The organism is Veillonella sp. AF13-2, from assembly GCF_003603295.1.
In the GTDB taxonomy this organism is placed as follows: domain Bacteria; phylum Bacillota; class Negativicutes; order Veillonellales; family Veillonellaceae; genus Veillonella; species Veillonella parvula_E.
Window position 1 is genome coordinate 238,569 of record NZ_QTMT01000001.1, and the last position, 25,363, is coordinate 263,931.

The following is a 25,363-nucleotide window of genomic DNA, read 5'->3' on the forward strand; positions in this document are numbered from 1 at the left end:
GGAATTAAAATAATGAAAAAGTTATTTTCTATGTTATTGTTAGTATGTATGGTAATACCATTACAGATCCAAGCTATATCGATGGAAGCTATTAAAAATGATAAGAACAATGTTCCTATTCTTACAGGAAAAAATGCTATTACGTATTTTGTAGATAAAAGTTCCATTAAAAGAGTAGAAGAGAACCAGTTTATTTATAAAGCACAGGCCGTTGTATATGAGGTTGAAAATAATAATAGTCGTAGAACTAACTCATATATTCACAAGGTTTTAGTTACTTATCGTTATGATATAAACCATTCTGTAGCCAGCGTATTACGTACTCCACAGTATGTACAAGATTATTCACTTCTCATATATGCTAAACAAGCTAGCTCTGGTATGAAATTAACAATAAATAGTGTGGAAGATTTTAATTATGAAGGTGTGGCTTTAGGGAATTTCGGTAATATTCCAGAACAATACGTTGATGTAGCTCTGCATGATCCTAAATATGTTGTGGGTAACTATATCTTTAAAGAAGCTTATGGTACAGCTTTTGAAAATATGACTCTTCATAAGAAATAAGATAAATGAGTTTATTTGAAATACAAAGATGGAAGATTTCATCGCTGGCTTGACTAAAGCGGGTGTTAAAGTTAACCGTAAAATGTTGGCTAACTTGGCAGTTAACGATGCAGTAGCATTCGCTAAACTTGTTGAAGTAGCTAAAAACGCTTAATAACATAACAATACATAGTAAGGACTCTCTTTGGAGGGTCCTTTTTTGTATGGTAAAAAATTTTTTGTAATTATTGGTATCATGTTAATTTTTTGCTATACAATTAGTTTTATTATTTAAGGGAGCATAATGAATATCTATTTTAATTAATGAGAATTCAAAGGTTTAATTGAGCATGATAACTATATTTTGAAAAAAGGATATTCTATTTAGTATGTAGAAATTAGACAATAAGGAATCTTTTTATGAGGTGCTTAATTAAAAGGGGGGGACTCATGATGGGAATGTTAAAAAAACTATGTAGCGCTACTGTTTTAGGAATTATGGTAGCAGGGGTTAGCTATGCAAGCGTTGTACCTGAAACTATAGTAGAGGGAAAACTACGTTTAACATATCCAGTCGTCTATACAGATAATAAAGTTGCACAAACCGCTATTTTTAATAACATTTGGATCTATGTATTGAAAGCAAAAGAGGATTATTACAATGGTATAGCTTATGAGGTTTTTCAAGGTTATGAAGTTACTTATGAAGATGATCAAGTTATCTCTATTTTGCTAAATACAGGTGAGAATTATAAAGGTGCAGCTCATGGAACTTATAGCACTAGAGGCTTGGTGTATGATAAAAATACCGGTCAAAGGATACCTTTATATAACTATGTAAGAGTTGCTAATGCTCAACAGTTAGAAGATGGTATAAATGAAGATATATTAAACTTTTACACAAGTGCTAGTAAAAGAAAGACGTATCTACCAAAATATAAACATATAATGGATGTTACGGATAATTACTACTTACCGGGTAACGGCTATGTAAAACTGATATATCAACCATATGTTTTGGGACCGTTTAATGATGGCGTTACATTTATTGAATTTAGTCCGGAGGCGATTGAGTATTTTAATCGTATGAATAATTGGTAGATAAATCAATATAACTAGTAGGACCATAGGGGGGATATTCACAGATATACAAAATAAATTATTTTGAAAGTAGAGGTCGAATGTAATGAATCGTAATGAAATAATTCAATATATTCAGCAAGAATATATTTGTGATGTGGACTATCCATGGGAAAAATACCCTAACTATGTAGTAATTTGACGCAGAGATAATCAAAAGTGGTTCGCTTTGATTTTTAATATTAGAGGTGTTCGATTAGGACTTAATATAAATGAACCGATAGAGATAGTTAATCTGAAATGCGATCCGGATTTAATTCCTAACTTAATTCGTGAAAATGGGATCTATCCTTCATATCATATGAATAAACAACATTCGATATCGGTGGATATAGAACGATATGAGGATGAGGAAAAATTAAAGATGCTGGTGGATATGAGCTATGGATTGGTAGGGAAGAAGTAATATTCTTTAGGGTGAATTGATAGTTAAAACACAAGAATAGTTACATATTATTGATGTGTGTAAACTTTGCCACATATTTTCACTATTACTGGAGTAAAGTGTTTATATGTGGCATTTTTTGTAGTAGAATAAAATTAATTACTATGAATAAATCATGAAAAGTTAGGAGATATTATAGGTGCCGAATTAAATCAAAAATTATTTAGTGCTGCTGATAGTTTACGCGGTAAGATGAGTGCTAATCAATATAAGAAAATAGATAAAGGTAGTAATTTATTGAAAATTAAACGAGAATACTTTACCAAGACATATGATTCTATTGTTGAAGATTTTGCATCAAAATGGTGTGTTGATATAGATGAACTTATGGTATCTGTGAATCAATCTACAGTTGGTGAAGATATATATAATAAAAATAGGATAGTAGGCACTGTTAATTATCCAGTATATGTTCAATAACACCCAGATAAAGATGCAGATCCTTTCTCATATCCTCAATATATGATAGAAGCATGGGAAGAGTGCTTATTTGATGAAGTTGTTCCGTTGAGAGATGAGTTGAAATAATTATGGATTACTTTATACAATTTATTACTGTTTTATTTGCTAGTCTTTTGGGACCAATAGGTTTAAATTGGTATAAGAATAAAAAAGAAGTAGAGATTCAACGTATAAAAATAGCTTTAAAACTTTATCATCAACTACAAGATTACTGCTTTATATTAGCAAAATCTATTAATAATCATGACAATGCATTAACAACTTTATATAAAGATGATGAAGGAAATTATTATTGCTCTACTGGACATTTTCAATGGTATTGTTCAATTCCTGAAATCGAAGTTGATGATCAAATTTATGTTTTACATGATGATATAGTTGGAAGGTTTTTTCTGTTTATTCGAGAGTCTGAATATACAAAATTTGGGTTACAATCTTTAGAATGTGTTGACGTTGATTGTGCTATTGATTCATATTGTGAAACTGCTTATAAGTTAATAGAAAATGTTATAAGTATATGCGATTTATTAGCTAAAGAATATGGAATTAATTCAATTGATGAAAATTGGCAAGAGTTAATTCCTAATAGACTAAAAGTAGATAAAACACAGAATAAAGGTTAAGCTAAATATTTAGAGTACCACTCATATTGAGTCAATATATGGTTAAAAGTAATATTAGGTCTTTGAGCTGTTTATTACTTTTTATAAGTAGGGGAATAAAAGGTTAAATAATATAATTGTATTAAAGAGGTAAAAATGAGAGATTTTGACGAATTATTATCACAATGTAGGAATAGTCAAACGAAAGAATATTTTAAAGAGGCTTTGAATTGTTATAAAGGTGGTGCTTATAGGGCTACTATAACACAACTTTGGACAACACTTATTTATGATTATGTATATAAATTAGAAGAATTAGCTGGGAATAATGATGATGTTGCAAAAGCGGAATATGAAAAGTTAAAGAAATTGATTGAGAAGAACGATATACATGGATCGTTAACTTTCGAACAACAAGTACTAAAAAATGCATATACTAAATATATGTTTATTAATGCTACTGAGTATGAGATGTTACGAAGATTACATTTTGATAGAAATTTATGTGCTCATCCATCTTTAGATGAAGATTTATTACCGTATAATTTTTCAGCACATATAGCACGTGTGCATATTGATAATTTAGTTGATATGATGTTATCAAGACCCCCAATTCAAGGGCGTGTAATGATAGATAGAATTATTAAGTTGATAGAGTCAGAATTTATATTTCCCAGCCAGCTTGAAAAAGCTAAATGTTTATTTCAGAATGAATTATTTAAAGATGTAAAGGATACTGTTAAGCGAAATGTTTTTATTATTATATTAAAGCGTTTACTATTAGAGGAATCAAATCCAACACTTATCGGTCATTTTAAAGTAGCATTTGAATGTATAAAATTTCTTGAAACATATATGGTCGAGAGTATATTAAGTGAAAAGTTAGATGGTCTTATTATGAATGTGCCAGAGTCTAGATATTCTTTTATGATGGCAACGTTATCTTTACTAAATAATATAGAGCAATATATAAATCAAGCTACGATTGTTAAACTCGAAACATTTTTAGATTCAACTGATGATATTTTGTATTTAATAGGTGCATATAGGATTTCTGTTTTATCAGCTAAAGTTTTAGATAAAATAAAAGTATATGATGATCAAGTACTAAGGGATTTTATAACATATAATAAAGATGTGCAGATAGCTGATATTGCTGTAAATCGATTCTGCTCAGCAAGTTCTTTTCTTGATGCAGAACAGAAATTTGAATACTTAGTGATTCCATTGATAACTTATTTAACTGAAGAACATTTTGATAATATTTCAATGGCCGATAATACAAATAAACAAATTAGAGAATCATGGGGGATGAAGAATCTATATAAAACGGCTTATGAGGCGTTACCTGCAGATACACAAGGAAGACAGCTTTTGGAGTCACTTTATTTAGCAAGAGATTGATAATAATATTTACATTATAGCCATTTAATTTTTTTGAGTATGAGTAAATTTATTGATTTTTCTATATATAATAAAGGAGATAGTGATGTACTTTGATACACTAGATTCAGAGGAACAAATATCATTTTTAATTAAGCCAATTTTAAAGGTGTTACAAGAAGCTGGTGGTGAATTGGATAAATCTGAGCTTCGAGAAAGAATCTGTGATATGGATGAGCGTATTGCGGAATTTGAACAAAAGCTTTATACATCTAAGAAAACAGGAAATCAATATAAAAAATTTAATTTTAAATTTAATTTTGCAATTAAAGAGTTGAATTATGTAAATTTACTTTCTTATGTGCCATATAACCCACAAATAACATTAACTCAACAGGGTATTGCTATTAATATAACGACATTAGATGTTGAAGCTGATGTTAGAGAGAAAGCCAAAGCTTATTGGGAGGAAAGTCGTTTAAAGAAGAAATTAAGAGATAAAAGTCTTTCTGAATTGGAAGAAGATAATGAACGCGATACTGTAGCAGATAGAGAGCCAATTGATGATTTTAGAACAGAGTTGCAACAATCGATTGCGAAGATGTCTCCTTTAAAGTTTGAGCAATTTGCAAGACTTTTGCTTACCAAAATGGGTGTTAAGTTTACAGAACAGGGAATTAAAGTTTCTAATGATGGCGGCATTGATGGTTACGGCTATCATCGAGAAGATGATGACTTTAGAACCACAAGAGTTGTTATACAATGTAAGCGGTATAATACTAATAAAGTCGGTGAACCTGAAATCAATCAATTTCTTGGTGCAATGAGTAAATTTCAAGCTGACTATGGAGTATTTATTACCAATAGTCTTTTTACTGAACAGGCACGTAGGGCTGCCGCTGAAGGAAAGCCTATTACTCTTATCGATGGTAGTGAACTGATTAATTTAGTAATAAAATATAGAGTAAATATTACTCCTGTTATAACCTATATACTAGGTGATTTCTATCTGGAAGAATAATATTACTGTTTATAAGCTAGTAAGTATAAAAAAGAACTGATTTTTTGAACTGCACCCCAAAAATTGGACACAATTTTTGGAGGTGCAGTTTTTTATGTCAAAACATTCAAAAGAAGTAAAAGAAAAGGCTATTTATCTTTCTGAAAAAGGATGGAGTCGCTTTAGAATTGCTAAAGAGCTTGAAGTTCCAGAAAGTACTGTAAGAAATTGGCTATACAAGTTTAAACTTAGTCAGAATTTGACTCATAAAATAAGTAAACGAGTATTTTCAGCAGATTTTAAACGTAAAGTTCTTGAAACTAGGTGGAAAGATAAGTTATCCTTTAAAGAAACAGCAGAATTATTTAATTTAGATAATCCTAGCCTAATTGCAGCATGGCAAAAGCGGTATTTAGACGAAGGAATTTTGGGATTGTACCCCAAGCATAAAGGTAGACCATCTATGAAACCGAAAGAACTAATACCTCCCAAAAAAGATCAAAGTATTAAATCAGATAAAGAACGGATTAAAGAACTAGAAGCTGAAATTGCTCGGTTGAAATATGAAATGTCTTTTTACGATGACTTTATGAAAGAAATGCGTGAAATTGCTAAACCCAATAGAGCTGTAAAAAAAGCACAAACAATTGCCATCGAAAGATTAAGAAAAATATATCCCCTTCAGTTTATGCTTGAGTACTTTGGCATTAGTCGTAGTACATATTATGCACGTTTAGCTAGCATAAAAAAGGGAGACAAATATGCAGAGGAACGAGAGGCTATTCGCACGCTTGTGGCGATGAATAAAGGACGTTATGGGTATCACCGAATTACAATAGCATTGCATAAATTAGGCATTCACATAAACCATAAAGTTGTAATGCGTATTATGAAGGAAGAAAACTTAACATGTAAAGTTCAACTAAAGAAATACCGCTCATATAGAGGTACTGAAGGAAAAGTCGCTCCCAATATTATTAAGCGAAACTTTACTGCAACAAAGCCAGATCAAAAATGGACCACAGATATTACCGAATTTCACGTGTTTGGGCGTAAGGTTTATTTATTACCAATCTTAGATCTGTATAATGGTGAAATTGTATCCTATGAAATATCAGAACGACCTGTATTAACACAGGTGTTATCTATGCTGGATAAAGCTTTTAGGAATAGACCAAATAGCAAAGGCTGCATCTTACATTCAGATCAAGGATGGCAGTACCAGCATAGTACTTATCAAGAAACATTAAAAAATCACACTATTATCCAAAGTATGTCTCGAAAAGGTAACTGTTTAGATAATAGCGTGATGGAAAACTTTTTTGGTTTGTTGAAGTCAGAGTTGTTATATTTAGAAAAGTTTGCTTCCTATGAAGATTTTATCAACAAATTAAAGGATTATATTAATTATTACAATACAAAACGCATTAAGCTCAAATTAAAAGGAATGAGTCCGGTAGAATACTGAACTCATTCCCAAAAAGTAGCTTAATTATATCTGTCCAAGAAAATGGGTGCAGATCATTTGTCAGGTCTTTTCCCTTTAAATTGCAATGATTATAGTAGATTACTAGATTATAAGGTATAGGTTACTATAGATGTTTCTATAAAGAATTTATATGTACAATAAAGGTCTATAAAACAAAACAAGGAAAGAAATCCTTAGTCTCCTTTCCCTGTTTAGATATGATATAATTTATACCCAAGTGAGGCATAAATGGTTCGGTTGCCAGACTTCGCTTCTAGTATTTATAATTGAAAAAACGGTCTGACATCATGTCAGGCCGTTTCTTCATGTTTAAATGGAGTTATTAGTTGTGTAACTCTCGTTTTCCGTATAATTTCAGGACTATAGCAATAATTGTATTTAACACAAATAGAGCGGCAAAACATTCTAAAGCAGTAGTATAGCCATATCCTGCTTCGTGAAAGTATGATACGAGCATAGGGCCTGCGATGCCCGCTAATCCCCAAGCAGTTAGAATACGGCCATGAATAGTCGATAGTTGACGTATACCATAGAGGTCAGCTAGATATGCTGGCATACAGGAGAATCCGCCGCCATAGCATGTGATAATGAGAAGGATTAGAATTTGGAATGTTAGCGCGCTATTGGTTTGGGCGAGTAGATAGAATGCGACGATTTCTATAATAAAGAATAGTATGTAAGTTTGTGCTCGCCCAAGGTAATCAGAGATAGTAGACCACGCAATACGTCCCCCACCATTGAAAATACCGATAATACCAACCAGTGATGCAGCTGCTGTAGGTGTCATACCAATGGCTTCTTGGGCCATAGGAGACGCTAAGGATAGTAGGCCTATACCACAGGTAATATTAATAAAGAATACCCACCAAAGGGCACCGAATTGCCAAGTTTTCATGGCATCATTGGCTAGCATACCATGGGTATGAACGTACATAGTAGATCTATCCTTACTAGTTCGAGTTGGGTGTTTTGGTTTAGGTGCTTTCAAATAGAGCGAAGAGGCGCCCATAATTACGAGATAGATTACACCGAGGATAATGAAAGTATCTACCAATCCAACCTGAGCTACAAGGTATTGCATAAGAGGCCCTGCAATGAGAGAAGCAAACCCAAAACCCATAATAGCTAAACCAGTAGCAAATCCTGGGCGATTTGGAAAGTATTTCACGAGCGTAGAAACTGGTGTTATATAACCAATGCCTAGTCCAATGCCACCGATGATGCCGTAGAAGAGATAGAGTAAGGTAAGATTGTGTATGCTAAGTGCATAGGCCGTACCCAATAATCCGGTTACCCAGAATAACATAGCAAGAAGTCCACTTTTTTTAGGACCAATTTTTTCTGCAAAGGATCCAAGAAAGCCCGCAGATAGTCCGAGCATTAAAATGGCTAATGAGAATGTCCATGTTGTTTGCGATAAAGTAAAACCCATATCTGCCATAATAGGACGTGTGAGTACACTCCACGCATATACGCTACCAATGGATATGTGCAGACCAATGGCTGCTAATGCAATAAACCAACGATTTCTCATAAGAAAACTCCTTTCATATAGGTGAGATATTCAGATATAGATAAAGAAGCATTTGTTACGGGAAGGCAATAAAAAAGACCATCTGAACAAAAGCTTGCCCAGACGGTCGGCTATCACACGATGTGTGCTACTGTGCATGTAGTTAATTCTACGTATCCGTCAGCCCAGTAGAAATATATTACAAATATAGCAATTGAAAGGACATCTTGTCGGTGATATAAGTCACTATCGTATGCACTATGAGGATTTATAAAAGAAAACAAGGAAAGAAATCCTTAGATTCCTTTCCTTATTTAAATATGATATAATTTATATCAAAGTGAGGCATAAATGGTTTCGACGCCAGACTTCGCTTCTAGAATTTAATGTTGAAGAAACGGTCTGACTCTCAATGTCGGGCCTTTTTTCATACCACGATTAGAAAGCTAGCTTTTAGCTAGAGGTTAATCACTTTGCTGCCATGATAATGGTCGCTACAAGTATGCCAAAGGAAATCATGAGTGATAACACTTTGAATGTACTCATATTGATCACCGCCAATCTCTAGAAGATTAGCAAAGGCTGGACCCATTTAGCGGCCTCAAGTTCAATATAGTGTTGTGGATAATAAAAGTAAATAGATTAGAGGTTCCTAATAGTCACCTAGGTGACCAATAGGAACCTCTTTCGTTTTGTAATTATTATTATAGGATAGATAATTATGTTACAATACAAATAAGATAATAGTTTTTAGGGAGAGGGAAACTCATATGAAACGTTATATTATACTACTAAGCTTAGGTTTATGTTTAGCTAGACCAATGCTTTCACAAGCAGTGGATACAAAACCTATCATACATGTTACAAATGTACATAATGGTCAATATGATGAGGTGTTAGATGCTATTACAGCAACAAAGTTTTATGGACCGTATCAATTTCGTGTATTGAAAGAATCGATAGAAACAAAAGGGGAAACAAAGGATATTGACGGTAGAGTGTTTAGAACTTCTGATGATGTGTTTATGCATATTAAGGCTAGATCTATTGATAGTAATAGCCCTACTCTAGATGATGAGGTTAATCAGCTTATTAAAGATAGAACGATTCCTGAACCTACGGTAAAGATGGTATTGCCTGTTAAGCATGATGTAACAGAGGTCGATAATGATGGTGTGCGCAGTTTACTAGCCGAATTTATGTATGGCTGGCCATTACATAATAGGACGGATATGGTATTAGTTACTGATTATGAAGACACTCGTTACTATTATAAGTTGCAGTTTTATAGAGACAAGCTACCAAATGGTGTTCGCATTGAGCAGTTGCGCCAGATGATTATGGATGCGCAGTTTAGTTATAAATAAGGTGTATTTGATTAGACTTCCATATTTGTTTATCCTAATGTATTTAGTCAGTCTGTAATATTTAGCTGAACGGGTATAGTAAAAGTAAATTTAAAAGAGGTTCCTATGAGTCAACTTGTGACCATTAGGAACCTCTTTTGTTGTGCAAGAGTTTATATAGTTTTCAAACTATTATAATATGCTTTTACCTAAAGGAAATATAGTTTTACCGAATACTTTGTTAACAAGTACAGCACCAGAACCGTAGAAGCCCAAGAGGGATATGAATAATTCAGACCATGCTGCAAGAGCGAAAAAGCCTGTTTTGCCACCTAAGAATAGGTCTGTTGCTAGACCGAAGAATAGGAAGCAGATTAAGAGCATAATAGCGAATACAACTTTGTTTGTTTTTAAAGATGCAATAGTACCAAAGATAGAAAAGATTAAGAAGCCCACAAAAGCAAATGCTAATTGTGTTACATCAAAACCTTTATGAATTTCAGGACCGAAGGAGCCCATTTGGATCAACCAAACGCCAGCCATTGCAGACCAGAATAAACCGTACGCACCAAATACAACGGATCCAAATGGATTGTTTTTCTTGAAATCAAAATAGCTTGCCATTAATTGGGCCAATGAACCTAATAAAACAGCCTAAGGTATAATAACGGATGTTGTTGGGCCAGACCAGCCTACACGGGACGTGGATACCACAAAACATACTACAGCGAGACCAAGTAGACCAAGACCAGTAGGATCTGCCACATTTTCACTCATTTCAACTTTTCTTACTTCCTTTTCCATTTGTTCCTCATTTCTCTGTCAACTAACTACAACTACACAGCCAAATCTTCACATGATTACAACTATTGTTATCTCCTATTAAATACTGTGTGTACTGAATTGACAGATAACCATTGTGAAAGTACTGCCTCATAAATGTAACATATATCACAGTTTTAGAGCAATAGAGTGAGTCATAGATGTATGCCTAAAACGCATATAAAGAAATACGTTAAAAACATATAAAAAGCGAAGAAATAATGAGGAATAAGATTTTAACCTTATATATTTCTACGCTTTTATCAGAATTAGTATTTAATGTATATAAATTTGTTATAGATTAAGGAGTACAATGCTATCTAGGATATTATTTAACGCTTGTCGATGTATTTGGTGCATAGGACCTAGGTATTTCCTAATTGAGTTCAATTATTAAATTATATTCACATAATCATTTATTAGAATTAGTGATAAATGATGTGTTGATATATGATGTACGTTGAGAAAATCAAAAGGCTTAGCGCATAATTTTTAACATTTTGACAAGCCCTATGTAATAGGCGTACCCTTTAATTAGAAACGTTTGTTATTATGTGATGTATTTTTTGTGTTGTTATATAAAAGGGGCGTAGAACATGGAAAAGAAAATGGGGCAACAGCCAAGCAGGTATAAAGCTCTCTTGACTGCTGTTTTAGTAACAAGTACGTGCGGTTGTTTATGGGGTAGTCCTGTTTATGGCGAAACTCCTGTTACTGATGGTAATGGTAATGAGTATTTAGCTAGTGATAATACCAATATTACCGGTAAAAAGAATACGGTAACTAGTGGTAAAAATGCTACTATCGTAGGGGATAATAACACAATCAGTAAAACCTTTCCAAACGAGAAGGGGAAACCAGTTAACTCCATGGGCAGTGAAGATGTGCGAATTGTAGGTTCAAACAATACCGTTCAAGGTAGTCGTAGACAGCATGTTATTGGTGACAATAACACATTAATTGCTCGTGATAAGGGAACTGTTACGGATTATAAGCATAAAACAGGGCGGGAGCCGAATACGTCTGATTTGACAATCGGTAGAGGCAATTTCCTTCGTGGTAATGACACCTATCGAAATGAATGGGATTCATTGACCGTTATTGGGAACAATAACAAAGCTGAATATAGTGTAGAGTCTGCTGGCGGTCCTGCTGCAGGTATTGTTATCGGGGACAATCAAAATCTTGATACCATAAGAGATTCTGTTGTTATAGGGAGTATGTCTCCGGCGGAACAGGCCGAAAAATCAGAAAGTGATCCGAGGGATAAAAAATATACAGTCGGTAGAAGTAGCACTATTATCGGGTATCATTCATCTAATTCATCCGGTGGCAGTGTTGTCATTGGTAATCATTCAAAGGCCAATAATATTTTCCAAACGCTAACTGGTCATGGTTCCGTTATAGAAGGTGGAACAGAAATGAGTCGTTCATCGGGCGCATTTTCATCATCATATGGTAGTTTTAATAGTATTGAAAGTACTTCAACTGAAAATGATGAAGCTGATAGTATCGGTAATACGATAACTGGTAGTTTGAATAGAGCCTCCGGATCAACGGGAACCATGATTGTAGGTTCTGGGAATGAAGTAACGAATTCTAAGGCCTCTGTGATACCTCTTCCTGAATTAGGGACTACTTTGGGGAACTTTCATCTTGAAAGTGCTGAAATAGCCGGTATGGATAAGATAAATGGAAATCATGAGAGAACCACCGTAGAGGCTGGTCGTAAAAATATGAAGGCCTATATGGCGGGTCATGCCGGAGCCGTATCTATTTTAGGGAATAGTAATAGCGTTGATTATACGATACGTTCCCAGATATCGGGTACTAATAATGCGTTAAAAGGCCAAGAAGGGCACATGAATGTTTATAATAACATGAGTGGATATGGCAATGAAGGTAGTAACATCAGCCGAACTACAGTAGTTGGTACAGGTAATAGTCTAAAAAATGGCGAAGACAATGTGGTTATCGGTGACTTTCATAAGCTTGATGGTGGCAAACATAATATCGTGCTAGGCTCTATGGCTTCAGAGGAAAAAGAAGTAACAAAGACCCTTAAAAATTCTTGGGATGGTAGTGAAACTAAATATACGGTTAAGGAAATAGTTCCTACGAGACGCAATACGGCTAATATTGAAAATGCTGTTATGCTCGGATATAATACGGATGTTAAAAATAATGGTGGTGTAGCGTTAGGTAGTGATTCAGTAGCTTCTAGAGATAAAGGGATTGCTGGCTATGATCCTTCTAGAAATGCTACCTCTACAGAAGGTTCCCCAACTTGGAAGTCCACAGCAGCAGCCCTTTCGGTAGGAGATTCAACAGGGAATACGGTTTTGACACGCCAAATTACGAATGTTGCAGCCGGTAGTGAAGATACAGATGCGGTCAATGTAGCTCAATTAAAACGGATTGCCACAGAATCTGCATCTACTATGGAACACCGATTCAGTCAAGTGGATACTCATATTAATCAGGTGGATAGTCGAGTTAAGCGTGTAGGGGCAGGCGCGGCAGCACTAGCTGCACTACATCCACAGGAGTTTGATCCATATGATAAATGGAATATTGCTGCCGGGTATGGCAATTATCGTGGCGCTAATGCCATGGCGCTTGGTATTTTCTATCGCCCTAATAGTAAAGCTTTATTCTCTATTGGTGGAAGTTTCGGCGGAGGCGAAGATCTCCTTAATCTAGGTGTTAGTCTGAAATTTGGCAAAGGTAATCCTTATGCGGAGTATTCCAAGGCAGGGCTTATTAAGGTTATTAACGACCAAGATGAAAAGCTTAAACAACAAGACGAAAAAATCAATACCATGCAAGAACAAATTAATAAAATGATGGCTAAATTAGATCTTTAATATAGCTTTCTGTATTTATACACAGCCGACTATGTTACAATAATGTAATGTGGTTGGCTGTTGTATTATGCGAGGTAACTTATGACTGAAATACAAGCTCTTTTATTAATAAAAGCTATTCTAGAAGCCGCTGATATTCACGGCATCGAATCTATCTTGGCGGACGACTGTGAATATATGTCTACGGGCCGTGGTATCATTGGACGAAACCGCAATGAAACTGTTGAGTTTTTGTCCTCTATGACTGAGTCCATCAAGGCTGATAATGTGCCTGTTACGTGCAAGGTGATGCATATTACCGATGTGTATGAGGAGGATGCGCTATTTCACGAGGGTCGTCATGGTTTAACCGTTTCCTATGAAAGCAACGATAATTACGTATATATGATTTTTGTAGATGTAAATGATGAAGGCCTTGTAGACCGTATCGTTTCTAGTCAGGAGAATTACAGTATTGAGTATGACGATCTTCGTTTTGGTGATGATGAAAGTGAGTATTCTTTTACAATGCCTCCAACTACTGTGAAAGACTGGCTTACGGCCTTAAGTATGTGGTTAGAAACAGCCAATGTTGATGTAGACGATTTCTATCAGTACATCGATGAAGACACGCGTGTTGTATTCCAAAAGGGTGATGCTGAATCGATTACCCTTGAAAGCGGTCTTGATGTAGAGGATTATTTTGATCAATTAATGAACCAACATTTTGATGCGGTGCCTCATATCATTCGAGATGAAGAAGATGGATTAATCTTAACCTACGGCCCTATGAGTGCCATTGCTACCCTCAATGAAGAAGGTGCACTAGCTCTTATCAGTATCTATATCGATACACGCGATGAAGATGAAGCGACTGATAAGGTTGGTTATATCGAAGAGGACTTAACGAAGGAAACTATTATTGAAGAGGATCTATATTAGTCGATACTACTCATTTGATATATCTAATCTAATTAGGATTAATAGATAAAATAAAAACTACCAGTTAAACATATATCTTTTAAACAGATCTTCTGCTATGGAAGGATAAGCCACTAGATATTATGAATAACTGGTAGTTTTTTGTATTATTTACATTTCATCATGGTCTTTAATGAGACCAGCTTTTTTCTTTTTCCAATAGGAGTAGTAGAATGGCAAGATTACGATACAGCCACCTAGACCCCATAATAATTGGTTAGTTTGAGCTTGTGCTAACATCCAAAGGGATGTGACGATAGCAATGACTGGGATTAAGTAGCCACCAGGGATTGTGTAGGAACGAGCTTTGTCTGCCCATTTGCGACGGAAGATAATAACAGCCAAACACGTTGGTAGGTATTGTGTAAAACGAGATACCGCACTAATGGCTGCTAGTGTTGTAAAGGAACCAGACCAGGCAAGTAATACACTGGCAATGGCAGTAACGATAGCTGCTATATATGGTGCATTATAACGATTACGTTTTGCCAAAGCACTTGGTAGCATACCATCTTCCGCCATGGATGTTGCCACACGAGGCGCATAGTAAGCTTCAGCAAAGTTGATACCACCCATAGAGATTAAGGTACCTACTAATACGATATACATACCAATAGGTCCAACAATTACGTTGAATGCATCTTGTACTGGAGCCTTGGTATTTGCCAAGTCAGTACCAAGTACGCCAATAGATACGGCGAGGATTGCCATATACAGGATGGATACAAGTAGCATACACATGATAATAGCACGTGGTAAATTCTTTTTAGGATTTTTCATATCCTCTGCAGCAATGGCAATAACTTCAAACCCTGTATAGGCAAAGAATAGAAGAACCGCAGCTTGAGCAAATGATCCATCTACATAGATGTCTTGAGAGAAGACTGGTGTAAAGTTAGCTCCATTTATAAAGAAAATACCAATTGCAATAAATAGGGCAAGAGGGACTAGCTTAGAAATAGTGATTAAGTTGTTAACGAATTTGGATACGTTAACACCAAATATATTTACAATGGTAAGTCCTACAATTAAGATAAATGAAATGACATCCTTTGCAAAATCACCACTTAAAGCTGGTACTGCAGCACCTAATGCTGTAGCAAAGCCAACGGCCATAGCCGCCCAGGCAATAACGGTGACGATCCATTTTAGAACGCCTACTTCAAAGGCCCAGAAATCACCTAATGCATGTTTTGCATAAAGGTAAGGACCACCATTGCGTGTAAATAAACTGGCTGCTTCAGCAAAGCAAAGGGCAATACAACCTGCGATAACGGCGTCAAATAAGAGTACACCTAGGCTAGCGGAACCAATTATGGAATATGCTTTATTAGGCAGTAGGAAAATACCTGTCCCTACAATACCATTGATGCCAAGGAGTACAATACTCCAAAAGCCAAATTTTCCTGTTTCTTTCATGATACAATCTTCCTACTATTTAGTTATATTTTCTTGAGTTGCTTTTACGAATGCAGTAAATAAACGTTTTGCATTTTCATCATTTGTAGACATCATTTCTGGGTGGAACTGACAGGCTACTAACCAAGGATAGGCTGGATCCTCTAAACCTTCTACAGTACCATCCTTAGCTCTTGCTACAACCTGTAATCCCTTACCAACATTTTTTACTGTTTGGTGATGATGGGAGTTCGTAATCCAAGTATTGCAACCTATAGCACTAGCTAGTTTTGATTTTGATTCAATATCTACCGTATGAGTGCCAAGAGAAGGCGTTTGATTCTGAGAGTGTTTTATTGTACAGTTTTGATCATATTTTAAGTCTTGGAATAAAGAACCACCACGATATACATTTAAGATTTGTAAGCCACGACAGATACAAAAGATGGGAATTTGTTTTTCTTCTGCTGCTTTGATTAAAGCAAAGTCGAATTGATCGCGCTCCGGAAATACATCGCCAAGACCTTGCAGAGGTTCTTCTCCATAGTGAAGAGGGTATACATCATGACCGCCGGATAATAACAAGCCGTCAAGCTTTGCTACCGTTTCGCGAGCTACATCAAGATTTTGGGTAAATGGAATTATAACAGGAATGCCACCAGTTTCCTCAATAGAACGAGGATAGTCTTGGTTTACGTAAGAACGCAATAAATCTACGTAAGGACCACCATTATCTCGTAAGATATTGCCAGATATGCCAATAAATGGTTTCGTCATAATATCACCTCATATGTGTAAAAATCTGTACAACCTGATGTTAGTGTATCAGATTTTTATGGATAAAAACACTACTAATAGATATAATTATAAGCCTTATAATTGAGAAAATATGTTAAAGTTGATACATTTTACTATATTTTCTTTCAAGATATAGTTGTATAAGTTTATTGCGAAACATGATATGATAAACTACGAATGAACTGTACGGGAGGTTTACTATGGTTTTTCTAACATCTTTGCAAAGTATCATACCTATTGTGCTACTTATTTTGTTAGGATATATATTAAAAGGACAGGGCATGTTTAACCCTACCTTTAGTGGTAATTTATCGCGATTTATCATGTCGGTTGCATTACCAGCGGGAGTATTTGTATCTGTATTACATCACCTACATACTTCAGATATATGGAATTTACGATATGGCATGTTAGTGGTTGTCCTAACATATGTTATTGCATATATTGTAGCTTTCATTATGATGAAAATGCTGAAAGTTCCTAAAGGACGACGTGGTATTTTTATCAATATGGTAGTAAATGATAACTGCTTATTTATTGGGTTACCAGTGCAAATTGCACTCTTTGGGCAAGATGCGCTGCCGTATTTCCTGTTATATTACATCGGTAACACTATTTCCGTATGGATGGTAGGGGTATTCCTTATAGAACTAGATCCACTACCAAATTCTGAAGTAGATTTTAATAATGGTTCCCATAAGATTGATAGTATAAATAATAGGTTAGTATCTACTAAAGGTAAAAGTAAGAATCCTAAATTTGATTGGAAGAAGTTATTACCACCACCTTTGATAGGTTTTTTGGTGGCATTAATCTTCTTGTTCTTTGAAATTCCTTTACTTCCAATTTTGCATACTACCTTGAATTACTTGGGCGATATGGTAACCCCATTGTCGTTAATCTATATTGGTATTGTGCTTCATGATGCGGGCTTAAAAAGCATGCGTTTAAATAAAGACTCCATCGGTGGGATTGTAGGACGATTTGTCATATCCCCGATTATCATGTTTTGTTTGATTACGGCTTTACAATATGGAGCAGGCATAGTTCTAGAACCAATTGCAATCATTACCTTTGTTGTACAATCAGCAGGACCTGTTATTGCAGTATTGCCAATTGTAGCTAATGAATCAAAAGCTGATTTGCCATTTGCTACAGGTCTAGTCATGATTAGTACCATACTATTTGTTGTAGTAATTCCAATCATTATGGAAATTTTGACAATGATAGGTATACAGGCTTAAAATAAGGAAAAGATTAAAATAAGGAAATAAAAATAGGTTCCTAATGGTCATATAGGTGACTATTAGGAACCTATTTTTATGTAAGTATATAGAGCTTATCTAAAGAATCTACCAACGAGTGGCATGCTAGCACCATCGTTTTTATTGAGGCCTTTTAAAAGGACCATGATAATAACGTAGAGCAATAAGCCTTCGATACCAGTGAGTATAAAGTTAGCCCACATTGGTAAGATATCTGTTAAATAGTGGTAACTCAAGAAGATGAGTATACCCATAACACCGGCACTGACCACGTTTTTCCAAAGAAGGGAAATATCAAGGAAGTAGCCTGTGTATTTTTTGATATAAATTAAGTTGAGTAATGCGGCAAAGCCTATATCAGCAACGGTTGCCCAGGCGGCACCGCCGATGCCTAGCCAAGGAATAGCAGTCAGTGTCCAGTTAAGGATAACCTTGATTATGAGGGAAATCCCCATATTTATGACTGGAATACGTGGCCTGTTGAGCCCTTGTAAGATACCTGTTGTTACTTGATGTACACCTAGGAAGAATATAGAGAACGCCGTGATTTGCGTTGCTAGTTCTGCCTTAGGCGCATTGTAAATCAGTGTAACGGTGGGGGCAGCCAGTACATACAATAGCACTGTAAATGGTACGGTTGCCATAAATGTTAGTCGCATAGAGCCTGCAGTGCGATCATAGATACCTTGATGATCGCGTTTTGCAAAGGCATGAGAGATAGCTGGTACAATGCTTGTTGCAAGGGCTGCGGTAATGATGGTAGCCAAGTTGATGAGTGGCACCGCCATCCCAGTAAGGTAACCGAAGAGCTCTGTTACTTCGTTCATCGGGAACCCAGCATCTAATAAGCGACGTGGTACGATAAGCAAGTCGAGATTCGCCGTCAACGGTAACATGATACTTGCTAAGGAAATTGGTATGGACAATGTTAAGAGTCGTGACAAAATTTCTTTAGCTGATTCACGAGGGCCATCATAGCTTTCACCAGTACTACTAGCCTTAGGTAATTTGTAGTAATAATACAACAGCACCAGGAAGGCTCCAAAAGCACCTACACCTGCACCCAAGCTAGCACCACCTGCTGCGGCTGGTAAACCGTAAGGTAATAAAATAGCAGCAGCACCGAGCATAACGATAACCCGTAGCAATTGTTCTACAATTTGGCTAATCGCTGTGGGCGTCATCATTTCATAGCCTTGGATATACCCGCGGAAACAGGAAATCCATGTTACAAAGAATACTGCCGGAGCGAGCGCGATGATAGAGTAGTAGGCACGGCTTTCAGCAATGAGACCACTAGAGATTAACCAATCTGCACCAAAGTACATGGCAAGACTGGCGATAAAACCTGTTATAGTCAACATTGTAAAAGAAATATTGAATACTCTCTTAGCACCACCAAAGTCGTGTAAGGCTAATCGTTCTGCCGTCAAAATAGAGATGGCAATCGGCACACCTGCGCTCGAAATTTGTAATAGTAACAAATAGATAGGAAAGGCCATCTGATAGATACCGATGCCTTCACCACCTAAGATGCGGGATAGAAGAATCCAGTTGATACTACCGATGGCTTTCACTACGAAACCGGCAATTGTTAAAATTAAGGTTCCTTTTAAAAATCCACTAGCCATTGATTATAGTTTGTTAGAAGAACCTAATACATTTTTAATTTTGTGAGCTACCATGCCTTTAATAGCATCACGAGCAGGTCCTAAATATTTGCGTGGGTCAAACTCAGATGGGTTTTGAGCCAAGTATTCACGTACAGATGCAGTCATAGCAAGGCGAAGGTCTGTATCAATATTGATTTTGCAAACCGCCATTTGAGCTGCTTTGCGAAGCATTTCTTCAGGTACGCCTTGTGCACCAGGGATGTTGCCACCAAATTCATTACATTTTGCTACGAATTCAGGCAATACGGAGGATGCCCCATGTAATACGATTGGGAAGTTAGGCAATAATTCGCCCACTTTTTTCAAACGGTCGAAATCGAGGTAAGGGTTGCCTTTGAATTTGTATGCGCCGTGGCTGGTACCAATAGCGATTGCTAAGGAGTCTACACCTGTGAGATGGACAAACTCAGCAGCTTGTTCAGGATCAGTGAAGCGAGCATCTGCATCAGATACGTTTACATCATCTTCAACACCTGCTAAACGGCCCAATTCTGCTTCTACTACAACGCCGTGAGCGTGAGCATATTCAACAACTTGTTTTGTGATTTTTACGTTTTCATCGAAATCATGATGAGATGCATCAATCATAACAGATGTAAAACCACCATCTACACAGTCTTTACAAATTTCGAAGGAATCGCCGTGGTCAAGGTGAAGAGCGATTGGTAGGTTGCTGTCTTCAAGAGCAGCTTCCACAAGTTTTACAAGGTAAATATGTTTAGCATATTTACGTGCGCCTGCAGATACTTGCAAGATAAGAGGAGATTGTTCCTCTTTTGCTGCATCTACAATACCTTGTACGATTTCCATGTTGTTTACATTGAAAGCGCCAACAGCATAGCCGCCTTCATAGGCTTTTTTGAACATTTCTGTAGTAGTAACTAATGGCATGTTGTCCTCCTTGGCCATAGGGCCTGTTATATCATGTTATTAATACCGTGACTGCTAATATTTCTAGCTTGTAAGAACTAGATGCATTTCAGTTATTGCAATCATATATCAATTCAAGTTAAGTATATCAAGAAACACTATAAAGGGCCAATATTTTTTGCATAACTTATGCATAAATTTCGTCTAGTTTTGTGACCCATGTGGGCTATTTCTGTGTATTAGCATTTATTTATTGGTGTCATATGAGCTCAATCGTTTAGCAATACGTTCATATCCTCTGGTATTTCTGCATGTAGCTCTAACCATTTATTTGTCATGGGATGGTAAAAGCTAACTTGCGCTGCGTGCAATGCTTGGCGTTGGATAGCGTCTAGATGACCACCGTATAAGTCATCACCAGCTAGTGGATACCCTAGTTGAGATAAATGAACTCGGATCTGATGAGTACGTCCTGTGTGCAATACGCATTGCACATGTGTAAAGTGATTATAAGCTATTAGAGAGCTGTTAGCTGGACAAATATTACTATTATTAACTGTATCTGCAGGGTTATTGTTACAACAGCTAATTTTACTTGTATTTTTACTAATTACTGTTATATCCGTACGAGCCGGCTTTCCTTGGCTTGTACAACAACGCTCAATGATGCTCCCTGGTTTACGTCCTATAGGCCAGTTAATGCTTATAGGCACAGAAGGAAGATATCCTTCTACAATAGCGTCGTAGATTTTGTAAAAATGGGTGTGTTTTTTATCAAAAGCATGTTGGACCACCGATGTTTTAGCAATGATGACAATACCCGAAGTATCCTTATCTAATCGATGGACGGGATGGAAATCATAATGCTGATTTGTTTCTTGGTAGTAATGAAGTACACCATTTGCCAGCGTATGATCTCGTACGGTAGAAGTAGGGTGCATAAGAATACCAGCCGCCTTATTAATGACTAATATATATTCGTCTTCATATATGATATCTAGTTCCATAGGGCTTAAACTAAACTCTTGTTCTGGTGTTAATTTCATAATGAGATGATCGTCACCGTGAACGAGCGTATTCCAGGTAGCAGGTTTACCATTAACTGTAATGATGCCATCATTTCGTAAACGCCGTCTCATGCGTTGGGAAATATGCTGTTGTTTTATAATATGATTTATAGATTGTGTGTGTACATCAGAATCTACAATCAAGTCGATTATCGTTGCTGTTTTCATACATATTATTATAACAAATAAAATATAAATGAAGAATTTTTCATAATTCGTTGTTTTTATGAAGGTCCATATAGTATAATTTGAATTATTAAATTTTATACATTATTTATGTGTGAATTTTTTACTGTAAAACTGTGTGTTTAGTTATAACAGTATATTTTATGAACTATATATGTATGTTAACGACTGTATGGTTATAGCTTATTCTATAAAAGGAGAGGTTTATGAATATTAACAAGAAATCTGTATTAGTCGCATGTGTGTTAGCGGCTATGTCCGCAACTACTTTCGCGGCATCTAGTACAACATTTACTAGTAGCACAACGGTAACAAACCACGATACACCAACATCTACTAGTACACGTGTTACTCGTGAGCAACATACAACAACTACATCATCCTCCTCCGTTTCAACTATAGAAAGCTCCTCTGCTAAATCTAGTGGTGTTTCTGTATCTGTTGGGGCTGGACGCGTAGCGGACCATGTTGCTGTACCAATTCTTTCTACTCAACACCAACCTCCAGCAGCACTTAAATCTATACAAGCAGTAATTGATAATGATAACTTTATTAAGTTGGGCCAATTAGCAACAATAAAACAAAAAGGGAAATGGGGCGTAGTAGGTACAGATGGTAAGATCTTACTTGAACCACAGTATTTAGATATTGATCCATCATTATCTGCTGATGGTACATATTATGCGTATACTAAAAAAACATTAGAACATATTAATATTGATGGTTCTGTGATTTCTAGTGGAGTTGATACCTATGGTGATCATGATAAAGATATATTAGCACGCCGCGAAATGGTAAAAAATTTATCTAATGGTGATGTTAAAATAAACTCCGTTTCTTATCCAAGTGATTCTTATACAGCATTTTCTGTAAAAAATAAATGGGGATTTGTAGATGCATCTAACAAGACTGTGATTGAGCCACAATTTAAGGAAGTGTATACAAAGTTTAGTGAGGATCGTGCGTTTGTTAAAAATACCAATGGTAAAACAATAGCTATTGATGGGAGTGGTAATCCCCTTTTTGAAGTACCTTCAAATGATGTTGATGAATATAAGAATGGATTGGCTGAATACCGACGTCATATTAGTAAGTTTAATTTAGGTGGATTTTTAAGTATGGCAGTTGGGATAGGTTTGAGTAGTCAAGGTGGAATTTACTATGGCGATGCCTGGAACCCAGTATATGATGGTGTAAAACGTGGTTATATTAATCGTAGTGGCAATATCGTTATTGATAGCAAGAATGATGCCGTATGGCCAATGACAGCATATGGAACACTCGTTAAAAACCAAGGCAAATTGGGGTTTATGAATCGTAAAGGCAATTATATTATTCAGCCTGGTAATTATGATGCTGGTGAAGTAGACAATATTAATGCTTTGTTAGTACTCATTAATAAAGACAATGGAAATGCTGGTATCTTTAATTTAGAAACAGGAAAACAAGTTACTCCATTCATATATAATTCAATTAATTTTGTAAGTTCTACTCGTATAGTGGCTACAAAAGGTGAAAATAAATATTTAATTGATATGCAATCTGGCAATGTTGTATTTACAACAACAAAGGATATGACAATAGATGTATTTGGTGGTTCCTATACTTGGGTTCATAAAGGAGCTAGTGACTATCAATTAATTGATGATAGTGGCAAAGTTTTATTCCGTGATAAGGATAAGATGATTAGTAAAACTACACCATTTAGACACGGGTATAGCGCAGTAAAGTCTAATGGAAAATGGGGTATAATGAACGCCAATGGTGAATGGGTAGTTCAACCTATGTATGATGAAGTTAATGTGCTATAAATATTAGTAATTTAATATATTTTTTATAAAGTATCGCGTTAATCTCCATAAACTTAAAACTTTTAGCTTACTATAATAAGAGGTTCATTAAAAATTCATAATGTGCTATACTAAAATTATAATGTATAGTTATATGTCTTTTTGTTTGTTTTGGGGGTATATATGAAATTTTCTAAAGCTCTTTTGAAACTTCTTGTTGTAGGCTGTATCGGTATGGGTTGTTTAATGCCTAATGTAGCTAATGGTGAAACAATTGCTACCCAATCGGATAATGCACTTGTGAAAACTGAAATGCCATCTGGTGTTAATCGCATTCAACTCTTGAAAAATGATGATATGTCAACTAATGTGCGTGCTAGTTCTATCATAAATGGTCATGCTTATATTCCTAAGGATACTAAGATTGAATTAGAATTAATTACTCCGATTAGCTCTAAAAGAAGTAAAGAGGGAAATACATTTAGATTAAAAACATTAGAAAATCTCCTAATAAATGATGTTGTAGTAATACCTGTTAATCAGGAAGTATTAGGTACTATTACTAAGTCTAGAAAAAATGGTATGTTTGGCCGTAAAGGACGATTAGAATTTAGTATTAATGAAATTAAGACCATTAATGGTGTGTCTGTTCCTCTTGATGCTCAAGTAAAGGGAAAAGGTCATTCTGACAATGGGGCAGTTGCGGTTGCTGCAGCTGTTAGCTTAGTTGGTGGTCTCTTCATGAAGGGGACTAATATTTACTATGAACCAGGTCAAAAATTTGTTGCTGTTGTAGCGGCTGATACAGATCTAAATACAACTGTTGAAGATTTGCCAAATGCAATGAATCCAAGCAAACCATCTGGTCAAAATATTGTGTTACCAACACGATAATCTGTAATTTTTACAATTACTATATTAATTAATAAATACCCAGCAGCAATATATGATATATATTGCTACTGGGTATTTTGTTTTATACAAGCTTATTAAGCCACAAAATATTATTTGTTTTGTCATGATTTTATTGTACTAATAATTATAATTAAAAAAATCGATTTACCTAGAAAATAAGCCTTTTTTAAGGTATAATTATAGAGATGTATTCCGATTTGGTGTAGTTTTACACTTTCACTGGAATATAAGGATGATGAAAGCAATGCTATGAACCTTATGCCCAACAGGTTCAGGTGTAGGAGGTATAAAATGGCTAAAGATTGTTCCTTTGACGTTGTGTCTGAAGTGGATATGCAGGAAGTGGATAATGCGGTAAACCAAGCAAAAAAAGAAATTGGTACGCGCTATGATTTCCGTGGCTCTAAAGCAGAAATAAGTCTTGAAGGTGATACTATCAAAATCATCGGTGATGATGAATATAAATTAAATGCCATTATCGATGTATTAAAAGGCAAGATGGTTAAACGTAATGTAGCGATTAAAAATCTTGACTACGGTAAAGTTGAACCTGCGGCTGGTGCAACAGTTCGCCAAATCATTACTATTAAAAAAGGCATTACTAAAGAAAATGCTAAAGAAGTCGTAAAAGCAATTAAAAACATGAAAATTAAGGTACAAGCATCTATCCAAGAGGATCAAGTGCGCGTATCTGGTAAGGATAAAGATGATTTGCAAGCAGTAATCCAAATGTTAAAACAATTGGATATCCCTGTAGAATTGCAATTCGTCAATTTCCGTTCTTAATACTATATGTCCATAGGATAGGATTAGTTAGATTCGTTTG

The 25,363-nt window shown here is 35.6% G+C and carries 22 protein-coding genes, 2 pseudogenes and 1 riboswitch; of the genes and pseudogenes, 15 read left to right on the forward strand and 9 right to left on the reverse strand.

What is annotated here, in order from left to right; all coding sequences use genetic code 11:
- The first annotated feature begins 12 nt into the window (after positions 1 to 12).
- The 8 genes and pseudogenes from DWV85_RS01085 (at position 13) to DWV85_RS01125 (ending at position 7,046) form a co-directional block, all read left to right on the forward strand.
- Positions 13 to 567 carry a hypothetical protein gene (locus tag DWV85_RS01085; protein WP_123137844.1) on the forward strand — a complete coding sequence of 185 codons (555 nt, stop codon included), beginning with the start codon at positions 13 to 15 and terminating at the stop codon, positions 565 to 567.
- Positions 568 to 604: 37 nt separating this feature from the next.
- Positions 605 to 721: pseudogene (locus DWV85_RS01090) on the forward strand (50S ribosomal protein L20); the annotation flags it as partial.
- 275 nt (positions 722 to 996) lie between these two features.
- Positions 997 to 1,647 carry a hypothetical protein gene (locus DWV85_RS01095; RefSeq protein ID WP_347736110.1) on the forward strand — a complete coding sequence of 217 codons (651 nt, stop codon included), beginning with the start codon at positions 997 to 999 and terminating at the stop codon, positions 1,645 to 1,647.
- A gap of 676 nt (positions 1,648 to 2,323) precedes the next feature.
- Positions 2,324 to 2,551, forward strand: a complete 228-nt coding sequence (locus DWV85_RS01105) for a hypothetical protein (protein ID WP_243632508.1) — start codon at positions 2,324 to 2,326, stop codon at positions 2,549 to 2,551.
- A gap of 110 nt (positions 2,552 to 2,661) precedes the next feature.
- On the forward strand, positions 2,662 to 3,216 hold the full coding sequence (locus DWV85_RS01110) for a hypothetical protein (protein ID WP_123137846.1): 555 nt from the start codon (positions 2,662 to 2,664) through the stop codon (positions 3,214 to 3,216).
- 135 nt (positions 3,217 to 3,351) lie between these two features.
- Positions 3,352 to 4,599: a hypothetical protein gene (locus DWV85_RS01115; protein ID WP_123137847.1), complete on the forward strand. Its 1,248-nt coding sequence runs from the start codon at positions 3,352 to 3,354 to the stop codon at positions 4,597 to 4,599.
- A gap of 85 nt (positions 4,600 to 4,684) precedes the next feature.
- On the forward strand, positions 4,685 to 5,599 hold the full coding sequence (locus DWV85_RS01120; RefSeq protein ID WP_123137848.1) for a restriction endonuclease: 915 nt from the start codon (positions 4,685 to 4,687) through the stop codon (positions 5,597 to 5,599).
- A gap of 94 nt (positions 5,600 to 5,693) precedes the next feature.
- Positions 5,694 to 7,046 (forward strand): IS3 family transposase, encoded by a 1,353-nt coding sequence (locus DWV85_RS01125; protein WP_123137849.1) that lies wholly within the window; start codon positions 5,694 to 5,696, stop codon positions 7,044 to 7,046.
- A gap of 343 nt (positions 7,047 to 7,389) precedes the next feature.
- On the opposite strand, the gene DWV85_RS01130 is transcribed toward DWV85_RS01125, so the two are convergent.
- Positions 7,390 to 8,601: an OFA family MFS transporter gene (locus DWV85_RS01130; protein ID WP_123137850.1), complete on the reverse strand. Its 1,212-nt coding sequence runs from the start codon at positions 8,599 to 8,601 to the stop codon at positions 7,390 to 7,392.
- An 89-nt stretch (positions 8,602 to 8,690) separates the two neighbouring features.
- Positions 8,691 to 8,778: riboswitch (ZMP/ZTP riboswitch) on the reverse strand.
- A 259-nt stretch (positions 8,779 to 9,037) separates the two neighbouring features.
- Positions 9,038 to 9,172: a hypothetical protein gene (locus tag DWV85_RS09435; RefSeq protein ID WP_279387351.1), complete on the reverse strand. Its 135-nt coding sequence runs from the start codon at positions 9,170 to 9,172 to the stop codon at positions 9,038 to 9,040.
- 178 nt (positions 9,173 to 9,350) lie between these two features.
- Between DWV85_RS09435 and DWV85_RS01135 the strand changes: the two genes are divergently transcribed.
- Complete coding sequence (locus tag DWV85_RS01135) at positions 9,351 to 9,947, forward strand: hypothetical protein (protein ID WP_123137851.1); 597 nt, start codon at positions 9,351 to 9,353, stop codon at positions 9,945 to 9,947.
- A gap of 171 nt (positions 9,948 to 10,118) precedes the next feature.
- Here DWV85_RS01135 and DWV85_RS01140 read toward each other — a convergent pair.
- Positions 10,119 to 10,568, reverse strand: a pseudogene (locus tag DWV85_RS01140) (acetate uptake transporter); the annotation flags it as partial.
- A 12-nt stretch (positions 10,569 to 10,580) separates the two neighbouring features.
- Complete coding sequence (locus tag DWV85_RS09350; RefSeq protein WP_243632510.1) at positions 10,581 to 10,730, reverse strand: hypothetical protein; 150 nt, start codon at positions 10,728 to 10,730, stop codon at positions 10,581 to 10,583.
- A 614-nt stretch (positions 10,731 to 11,344) separates the two neighbouring features.
- Between DWV85_RS09350 and DWV85_RS01145 the strand changes: the two genes are divergently transcribed.
- Together DWV85_RS01145 and DWV85_RS01150 are read left to right on the forward strand one after the other, a co-directional pair.
- A complete protein-coding gene (locus DWV85_RS01145; RefSeq protein ID WP_123137852.1) occupies positions 11,345 to 13,615 on the forward strand; it encodes a YadA-like family protein in 2,271 nt (756 codons plus the stop codon).
- A gap of 81 nt (positions 13,616 to 13,696) precedes the next feature.
- Complete coding sequence (locus DWV85_RS01150) at positions 13,697 to 14,536, forward strand: hypothetical protein (protein WP_123137853.1); 840 nt, start codon at positions 13,697 to 13,699, stop codon at positions 14,534 to 14,536.
- A 150-nt stretch (positions 14,537 to 14,686) separates the two neighbouring features.
- Here DWV85_RS01150 and DWV85_RS01155 read toward each other — a convergent pair whose 3' ends face one another.
- Positions 14,687 to 15,994, reverse strand: coding sequence for an APC family permease (locus DWV85_RS01155; RefSeq protein WP_123137854.1), 1,308 nt, complete (start codon positions 15,992 to 15,994; stop codon positions 14,687 to 14,689).
- A gap of 15 nt (positions 15,995 to 16,009) precedes the next feature.
- Entirely contained in the window at positions 16,010 to 16,750 is a 741-nt protein-coding gene (locus tag DWV85_RS01160; protein WP_123137855.1) for a gamma-glutamyl-gamma-aminobutyrate hydrolase family protein, read from the reverse strand.
- A 221-nt stretch (positions 16,751 to 16,971) separates the two neighbouring features.
- Here DWV85_RS01160 and DWV85_RS01165 point away from each other — a divergent pair, with 221 nt between their 5' ends.
- Positions 16,972 to 18,015 (forward strand): AEC family transporter, encoded by a 1,044-nt coding sequence (locus tag DWV85_RS01165; protein ID WP_123137856.1) that lies wholly within the window; start codon positions 16,972 to 16,974, stop codon positions 18,013 to 18,015.
- 95 nt (positions 18,016 to 18,110) lie between these two features.
- On the opposite strand, the gene DWV85_RS01170 is transcribed toward DWV85_RS01165, so the two are convergent.
- The 3 genes from DWV85_RS01170 to DWV85_RS01180 form a co-directional block, all read right to left on the reverse strand.
- On the reverse strand, positions 18,111 to 19,667 hold the full coding sequence (locus tag DWV85_RS01170) for a polysaccharide biosynthesis protein (RefSeq protein WP_008601278.1): 1,557 nt from the start codon (positions 19,665 to 19,667) through the stop codon (positions 18,111 to 18,113).
- Between the two features lie 3 nt (positions 19,668 to 19,670).
- On the reverse strand, positions 19,671 to 20,600 hold the full coding sequence (fba, locus tag DWV85_RS01175) for a class II fructose-1,6-bisphosphate aldolase (protein WP_004696283.1): 930 nt from the start codon (positions 20,598 to 20,600) through the stop codon (positions 19,671 to 19,673).
- Between the two features lie 248 nt (positions 20,601 to 20,848).
- Positions 20,849 to 21,814, reverse strand: coding sequence for an RluA family pseudouridine synthase (locus DWV85_RS01180; RefSeq protein WP_123137857.1), 966 nt, complete (start codon positions 21,812 to 21,814; stop codon positions 20,849 to 20,851).
- A gap of 224 nt (positions 21,815 to 22,038) precedes the next feature.
- Here DWV85_RS01180 and DWV85_RS01185 point away from each other — a divergent pair, with 224 nt between their 5' ends.
- The 3 genes from DWV85_RS01185 (at position 22,039) to DWV85_RS01195 (ending at position 25,323) form a co-directional block, all read left to right on the forward strand.
- Complete coding sequence (locus DWV85_RS01185; protein ID WP_123137858.1) at positions 22,039 to 23,643, forward strand: WG repeat-containing protein; 1,605 nt, start codon at positions 22,039 to 22,041, stop codon at positions 23,641 to 23,643.
- 162 nt (positions 23,644 to 23,805) lie between these two features.
- Positions 23,806 to 24,516: a hypothetical protein gene (locus tag DWV85_RS01190; protein ID WP_123137859.1), complete on the forward strand. Its 711-nt coding sequence runs from the start codon at positions 23,806 to 23,808 to the stop codon at positions 24,514 to 24,516.
- 312 nt (positions 24,517 to 24,828) lie between these two features.
- Complete coding sequence (locus tag DWV85_RS01195; protein WP_004696277.1) at positions 24,829 to 25,323, forward strand: YajQ family cyclic di-GMP-binding protein; 495 nt, start codon at positions 24,829 to 24,831, stop codon at positions 25,321 to 25,323.
- Positions 25,324 to 25,363: the final 40 nt, after the last annotated feature.

What these genes read in the sequence shown, in the direction of transcription:
- DWV85_RS01085 (WP_123137844.1), top strand. Translation starts at nt 13, where the DNA reads ATGAAAAAGTTATTTTCTATGTTATTGTTAGTATGTATGGTAATACCA.
- DWV85_RS01095 (WP_347736110.1), top strand. Translation starts at nt 997, where the DNA reads ATGATGGGAATGTTAAAAAAACTATGTAGCGCTACTGTTTTAGGAATT.
- DWV85_RS01105 (WP_243632508.1), top strand. Translation starts at nt 2,324, where the DNA reads ATGAGTGCTAATCAATATAAGAAAATAGATAAAGGTAGTAATTTATTG.
- DWV85_RS01110 (WP_123137846.1), top strand. Translation starts at nt 2,662, where the DNA reads ATGGATTACTTTATACAATTTATTACTGTTTTATTTGCTAGTCTTTTG.
- DWV85_RS01115 (WP_123137847.1), top strand. Translation starts at nt 3,352, where the DNA reads ATGAGAGATTTTGACGAATTATTATCACAATGTAGGAATAGTCAAACG.
- DWV85_RS01120 (WP_123137848.1), top strand. Translation starts at nt 4,685, where the DNA reads ATGTACTTTGATACACTAGATTCAGAGGAACAAATATCATTTTTAATT.
- DWV85_RS01125 (WP_123137849.1), top strand. Translation starts at nt 5,694, where the DNA reads ATGTCAAAACATTCAAAAGAAGTAAAAGAAAAGGCTATTTATCTTTCT.
- DWV85_RS01130 (WP_123137850.1), bottom strand. Translation starts at nt 8,601, where the DNA reads ATGAGAAATCGTTGGTTTATTGCATTAGCAGCCATTGGTCTGCACATA.
- DWV85_RS09435 (WP_279387351.1), bottom strand. Translation starts at nt 9,172, where the DNA reads ATGGGTCCAGCCTTTGCTAATCTTCTAGAGATTGGCGGTGATCAATAT.
- DWV85_RS01135 (WP_123137851.1), top strand. Translation starts at nt 9,351, where the DNA reads ATGAAACGTTATATTATACTACTAAGCTTAGGTTTATGTTTAGCTAGA.
- DWV85_RS09350 (WP_243632510.1), bottom strand. Translation starts at nt 10,730, where the DNA reads ATGGAAAAGGAAGTAAGAAAAGTTGAAATGAGTGAAAATGTGGCAGAT.
- DWV85_RS01145 (WP_123137852.1), top strand. Translation starts at nt 11,345, where the DNA reads ATGGAAAAGAAAATGGGGCAACAGCCAAGCAGGTATAAAGCTCTCTTG.
- DWV85_RS01150 (WP_123137853.1), top strand. Translation starts at nt 13,697, where the DNA reads ATGACTGAAATACAAGCTCTTTTATTAATAAAAGCTATTCTAGAAGCC.
- DWV85_RS01155 (WP_123137854.1), bottom strand. Translation starts at nt 15,994, where the DNA reads ATGAAAGAAACAGGAAAATTTGGCTTTTGGAGTATTGTACTCCTTGGC.
- DWV85_RS01160 (WP_123137855.1), bottom strand. Translation starts at nt 16,750, where the DNA reads ATGACGAAACCATTTATTGGCATATCTGGCAATATCTTACGAGATAAT.
- DWV85_RS01165 (WP_123137856.1), top strand. Translation starts at nt 16,972, where the DNA reads ATGGTTTTTCTAACATCTTTGCAAAGTATCATACCTATTGTGCTACTT.
- DWV85_RS01170 (WP_008601278.1), bottom strand. Translation starts at nt 19,667, where the DNA reads ATGGCTAGTGGATTTTTAAAAGGAACCTTAATTTTAACAATTGCCGGT.
- fba (WP_004696283.1), bottom strand. Translation starts at nt 20,600, where the DNA reads ATGCCATTAGTTACTACTACAGAAATGTTCAAAAAAGCCTATGAAGGC.
- DWV85_RS01180 (WP_123137857.1), bottom strand. Translation starts at nt 21,814, where the DNA reads ATGAAAACAGCAACGATAATCGACTTGATTGTAGATTCTGATGTACAC.
- DWV85_RS01185 (WP_123137858.1), top strand. Translation starts at nt 22,039, where the DNA reads ATGAATATTAACAAGAAATCTGTATTAGTCGCATGTGTGTTAGCGGCT.
- DWV85_RS01190 (WP_123137859.1), top strand. Translation starts at nt 23,806, where the DNA reads ATGAAATTTTCTAAAGCTCTTTTGAAACTTCTTGTTGTAGGCTGTATC.
- DWV85_RS01195 (WP_004696277.1), top strand. Translation starts at nt 24,829, where the DNA reads ATGGCTAAAGATTGTTCCTTTGACGTTGTGTCTGAAGTGGATATGCAG.